The sequence below is a fragment of the Schwartzia sp. (in: firmicutes) genome (assembly GCF_978017985.1).
Window position 1 is genome coordinate 1 of the sequence record NZ_CDXDFU010000154.1, and the last position, 6,241, is coordinate 6,241.

3 protein-coding genes are annotated in these 6,241 nt (G+C 51.5%); all 3 read left to right on the forward strand.

What is annotated here, in order from left to right:
• Positions 1 to 365 precede the first annotated feature (365 nt).
• Positions 366 to 4,082: a cobaltochelatase subunit CobN gene (gene cobN, locus ACY69O_RS06995; RefSeq protein WP_462332752.1), complete on the forward strand. Its 3,717-nt coding sequence runs from the start codon at positions 366 to 368 to the stop codon at positions 4,080 to 4,082.
• Between the two features lie 18 nt (positions 4,083 to 4,100).
• Positions 4,101 to 5,123, forward strand: a complete 1,023-nt coding sequence (locus tag ACY69O_RS07000; RefSeq protein WP_462332753.1) for an ATP-binding protein — start codon at positions 4,101 to 4,103, stop codon at positions 5,121 to 5,123.
• Positions 5,120 to 6,241: AAA family ATPase (locus ACY69O_RS07005; protein ID WP_462332754.1), on the forward strand; the 1,122-nt coding region annotated here is incomplete at its 3' end. The genes ACY69O_RS07000 and ACY69O_RS07005, both read left to right, overlap by 4 nt.

The following is a 6,241-nucleotide window of genomic DNA, read 5'->3' on the forward strand; positions in this document are numbered from 1 at the left end:
CATATACTGACTAATCCTAAGTCAATGTACTTTGCGATACATACAATCATCGGATTTTTCGCAACGGAAGAATGAACCTTTTGTATGTGTTTCAGAAAAATTTAGGCAAAAAGCCACAAATCAAATTGACAATGATTATTATGAGTGATACGATTTAAATTAAAGAGCTTCCATATATATAATTTATATATTTGTTTACAGAAGAAAAGAGTTTTACCTTGAAACACCATTGTATCGTAACAAATGAAAATGATTTTTTAAGCCTTTCCAAATGAATGGAAAGGCTTTTATAGTTTTCGCTTATAGCTGTACCTGTATCGGTATTAAACGGGCTTGGGAATAAGTTTATGGGGAAAGGATTTTGTATGGATATAAAAATCATTTATCTGACAAATGACGGACGCAGGTATGCGGCAATGAAGGACTCCTGTCTTTGGCTGCAGGAGGAAGGAAAGATATCTGACCTTTGCATGCCGGTAATGATGGAAAAATCCAGCGAGTGGAACTTTGGTTGGGAACGCAAGCTGTCGGGAGCAAGTCTTGTTGTGGCCCGCTTCTTTAATAATGTAACGAAGTCTGCTTTTTGGGACTCCTGCATGGAATACATGAAGTCGCATAACATTCCGTTTTTGATGGATTCCGTTAAGGAGAATCTTTCATGGGGAATAGACGAGGCTCCTGCACGCCGTCTTAAGAGCTATACGTTCTATGCGGGCCGCACGAACTTCAATCATTTTTGGCTTTATGCGTCATCGCTTTACGATTCTTCGGTAGTTGATGTGCCTGAGCCGAAGCAGAAATGCTGGGCGGGTATCTACCACAAGGGCATGGACGGACTCTGCATGACCGATCTTGATGCGTACCGTACGGGGTATTGTAAGGACGGCCTCCCGACGCTGGGTATTCTTTTCTATCGTGATGAATGGATCTGGGAGGATCTTGATTATATTGACGCGCTTGTTTCTGAGGCAGAGGCCCAAGGATATAACGCAATTCCTGTCTTTACTAACCAGGTGCCGGACCCGGCGTCCGGTATGCCATCCATGCGCGAGGTTATAACAAAATATTTCACAAAGGACGGAAAATCTGTAGTTGACGCAGTCATGACGACAATGAAGTTTTCTCAGACTGGCAACGGCAGCCTGACGGCAGAGGATTTCAAAAAGCTGGGTGTGGTGTGGCTTGCTGCCTATACGCTTTTGACGCAGGAGGAAGACTGGCGCGCGAACAGTGAGGGCATGAACGCCGTCGAGACATCTATCGGCGCTGCTCTGCCTGAGCTTGACGGTGTTATCCACGGCGTACCTATTTCATGCAAATATGTCATGCCGGACGGAGCAATAAATTATCGTCCGATGCCTGAGCGTGTAAGGGCAATGATAAAGAAGGCGGGCAAGTGGGCGCTTCTCCACCGCATGAAGAACGAGGATAAGAAGATCGCTCTTATCTTCCATAACTATCCTCCGAAGAATTACAATATCGGAAGCGCGTCTGGCCTTGATACAATGGAGAGCGCGCGGCTTCTGCTTGAGCGCATGAAGGAAGAAGGATATCTTCTGGATTTTGTACCCGAAAGCGCAGAAGCGTTTATCAAACTCATGACATCACATGCTACGAACGATCTGAGCCTTATGACGGACAGACAGGCTGAGGAATGTGAAAAACTGCCTGCCGGGGAATATATTGAGTATTTCAATACGCTTCCTGAGGAAGCTAAGTCCCGCATGACAGAGCAGTGGGGCGAGGCTCCGGGCAGCATTATGCTGTCTGAGAAAGGAAATATTCTTGTGCCCGGTACTATGGACGGAAACGTGTTCCTTACTGTGCAGCCGGCGCGTCAGTATGGCATGGACCCGCAGCGTGTGTATCATGATCCGTCGATTTCACCGACACATCAGTATCTGGCATTTTATTATTGGCTCAGAAATGTGTTCAAGGCAGATGCTGTTATCCATTTCGGTACTCACGGCAACGTAGAGTGGCTGCCGGGTAAAGCGGTAGGCCTTGATGAGGCAAGCTATCCGGATATCGCCATAGGAGAGCTGCCAAATATATATCCGTATCTCATGACAATCGCTGGCGAGGGAATTATCGCTAAACGCCGTTCCGGCGCCTGCCTTATCGGATATCTCCCGGCTCCTACGGCTGATGCCGGCGCTTTTGATGAGATTGCAGAGCTTGAAAAGCTCATTGATGAGTATGCGCATTTCAACAGTCAGAAGGACGGTCAGGCAGAGGCGCTTGAGGAAAGGATTCGTGAGCTTGCGAAAAAAGCGGAGATGGACGAGTCTATTCCGTACGAAGACGGAATGAAATTTGAGGATTATCTCCGTGAGCTTCATTCTTATATAGAGGACCTGCAGGACAGCGAGATTCATGTGGGCCTGCATGTTTTGGGACAGCCTCCTGCAGGGGAAATTCTCGTAAGCGAGGTGGAGCACCTTCTGCGTCTTTCCAACGGCAGGATTCCCGCGCTCATGGACCTTTGGGCGGAGAAATTCGATACGACGCAGGAGGCTCTTGAAAAAGACCCGACTGTATTGATTGAATCGCTGAATAAGACGGCGGGCGAGGTTATGAATATTATCCGCTCGGAGAGCCACGCTTTTGTTGCGGCTCTAGCAGAGGAGGATTTCACGGAATCTGCTGTAGAGGCTGTTATGCGTCTGCCGATGATAGCGGAAGGCCCGTCCGAGTGGCAGGAGAAGCTCCGCGCTCTTGCGGACTTCATTGTAACGGAAATCGTTCCGCGCCTTATGCGTGCCACGGACGAAATGCAGCATACGATGGATGCTCTTTCCGGCGGCTATGTTCCGGCAGGACAGTCCGGTGCGCCAAGTGCGGGTGGTGTAGACCTTCTGCCGTCGGGCAAAAACTTCTACGCGGCAGACCCCCGTGCGCTTCCTTCCGAGGCTGGCTGGCTTACGGGCAAAAAGCTTGCGGATAAGATGATTGAGCGTTACATCACGGAGCAGGGACATTATCCGGAGAATATCGGCATGGTGCTGTGGTCCGGTCCGAATATGCGAAGCAGCGGTCAGGATATCGCGGAGTTCTTCTATCTTCTCGGGGTGCGCCCTGTATGGCAGAGAGGAAGCCTTCGTGTGACGGGGCTTGAGATTATCCCGAAAAATGAGCTCAAACGTCCACGTATAGACGTGACGGCGCGCATCAGCGGCCTTTTCCGCGATACGCTGCCGCAGATTGCGGAGCTTATGGATCAGGCTGTGCTCATGGTGGCGGAGCTTGATGAGAGCGACGAAGACAACTTTGTAAGAAAGCATATCCGCGAGGACAGCGAGGCGCTGAAGGCTTCGGGAACATCTGCGGACGATGCATGGCGCAGCGCGGCATACCGTGTATTCGGCGATGCTCCGGGAACCTACGGTACAGGCATCAATCTCCTGCTCGATTCGAAGAACTGGGAGAACGAGAATGATATGGCAGATGTTTACGTACGCTGGGGCGGCCATGTATTCGGCGGCGGCAGACGAGGAGAGTTCCAGCCGGAGCTCTTCAAAAAGCGCCTTTCAACGACTGAGCTCACGGTTCAGAATCAGGAAAATCATGATATGAATATCCTGAGCTCCGACGATTACAACGGTTTCCAGGGCGGTATGGTCGCGGCAATCAAGAGCTTCGGAGGGAAGGCGCCGGTTTCCTACGTCGGTGACAGCGCGAACCGCGGCAACCCGAAAATCCGCACGGTGGCAGAGGAAATGAAGCGTGTTGTACGCTCCGAATCGCTGAATCCGAAATACATTGAAGGTCTTATGCAGCACGGCTACAAGGGCGCCATGGACATGGCGAACCGCCTGAACATCAGCTTCCAGTGGGATGCGACGAGCAATGTCATGGAAGACTGGATGTACGAGGACTATGCGAAGAAATACGCGTTTGATGAAAAAGTGCAGAAATGGATGAAAAAAGTCAACCCGTGGGCACTTCAAAATATCGCTGAAACGCTTCTTGAGGCGGAGCAGCGCGGCATGTGGGATGCCAAGGACGAAACGAAGGAACAGCTTCGCGAGCTGTATCTCTCTGTTGAGGGTGAGCTTGAGGAAGACGACGATGAGGATTAAGAAGGAGAGTTTTATAGTATGAAAAGAAAGAGCACATTCCCGTTTACGGCTATTATCGGACAGGAGGATATGAAAAAAGCTCTTATCCTGAACGTTGTAAATCCGCGTCTGGGCGGTGTTTTGATTCAGGGCGAGAAGGGTACGGCAAAATCAACGACGGTCCGCGCTCTTGCTGAGCTTCTGCCGCCGCGTCAGTGCATCGTTGGCTGCCGTTTCCATGACGACCCGAATGACAAGACGAACTGGTGCGATGAGTGCCATGAGAAATATGATTCAGCTGAGCCTGAGATTGAGCTTCTTCCGATGCGCGTTACGGAGCTTCCTGTCAGCGCAACAGAGGACCGCGTTGTCGGTACTCTGGACATTGAGGCTGCTATCCGCGAGGGTAAACGCTCCTTTGAGCCGGGTATCCTTGCAGAGGCAAACCGCAACATTCTCTACGTTGACGAAATCAATCTTCTTGACGACCATGTAGTTGACGTTCTTCTTGACTCCGCAGCTATGGGAATCAATACGGTCGAGCGTGAGGGTATTTCCTACTCCCATCCGGCCCGTTTCTCTCTCGTAGGAACGATGAACCCTGAGGAGGGCGATATCCGTCCGCAGCTTCTTGACCGTTTTGCTCTGTCTGTTTACATCACGGGTGAAAAGGATCTCGACAAGCGTGCAGAGGTCATCAAACGCCGTCTGGAATATGAGGACGATCCGGAAGCATTCAATGCAAAATGGGCTGAGGAGCAGGAGAAGGAAGTTCACCGCATTGAACGTGCGATTAAGCTTCTCCCGCAGGTTACAGTAACAAATGAAATTTTGCGTATGGCAGCAGAGATTTCCATTACGCTGGGCGTAGAGGGGCACCGCGCTGATATCACGCTTATCAAAACAGCTGAGACTATCGCGGCTGTAGACGGACATACGGAGGTTACGAAGGAAGACCTGCGAACGGCTGCGCGACTTGCGCTGCCTCATCGTATGCGCCGCCGTCCGTTCGAGGAGCAGAAGCTGGATTGGGAAAATGTTGACAAGGTGATTGACGCATGAGACGGCTTGGCTATCCTTTTGCCGCTCTCTGTCGCCTGGAAAAAGCCAAAAGCGCTGTAATGATGGCGCTTGTAAATCCCAATGCGGGCGGACTTTTGGTGAGCGGAGAAAAAGGAATCGGAAAATCGACGCTCGGACGCGCTGCGCGCGAGCTCGTAGATATGCCGTGGGTTGCGGTTCCCGTTAGCGTCTCGGAGGACCGCCTTTTCGGCTCAATTGATGCCGAGGCGGCTGTCCGTCTGGGCAAGCGAAAGCTTCAGCCGGGCTTGCTTGATGAAGCAGACAGCGGTATCATTTATGTCGATGATGCGAATCTTCTGCGTGAGGACATACTGTCCTCTATCCTCGGGGTTCGTGAAGCCGGAGGCTACCGCCTGGAGCGCGACGGCCTTTCAGAGCAGTGCGATACGAAATACACGGTGCTTGCAGTTATGACACCGGAGAGCGGAACTCTTGGCGCTTCCGCTCTTGACCGTTTCGGCATGTTCGTCTCCATTGATGAAATGTCGGATGAAGAAGCGCGTATGGAAATCATGCAGCGCGTTCTTTCATATGAGAAAAACGGTGAAGCCTTCCGAAAAGAGTGGCAGGCGGAAACAGAAAAGCTGAAGAAGCAGATTGCGGATGCCCGCGTGCTTCTGCCCGACGTAGAGGCATCAGACGCGATGATTCGCCTTGCCGCGGTCTACACAATGAAGGCGAACGTGGCAGGACACCGCGCGGATATTTATCTGATCGAAGCGGCTCGTGCCGTTGCGGCTCTCGCAGGACGTACGTACATTCTGCCGAAGGATTTGGAGAGGGCGGCGGAGTTTGTTCTGCCGCACCGTATGCGCCCTGAACCGCCGCAGGCTGAGGAGCCTTTTCAGCAGACTCAGCAGGAGACGCAGGCACCGGAGCCGCAGAACAAAAAGGAACCGCCTCCGCCGCAGGAAATGTTTGAACAGCCCCCGACTCCCGAAAACGATAAGATTGACACGGAAGAGCATGAGGGTAATAATGAACAGGATAAAGATGATCGCGAGCACATGGAAAATCCGAATGCGGGCAATGATGAGCGCGTCGATGCAGCTGACCAGAATGTAACGCTGCCGCCGGTCTGGATTGAGCCTGTCAAG

Coding starts and splice junctions, on each gene's coding strand:
- cobN (WP_462332752.1), top strand. CDS start 366: ATGGATATAAAAATCATTTATCTGACAAATGACGGACGCAGGTATGCG.
- ACY69O_RS07000 (WP_462332753.1), top strand. CDS start 4,101: ATGAAAAGAAAGAGCACATTCCCGTTTACGGCTATTATCGGACAGGAG.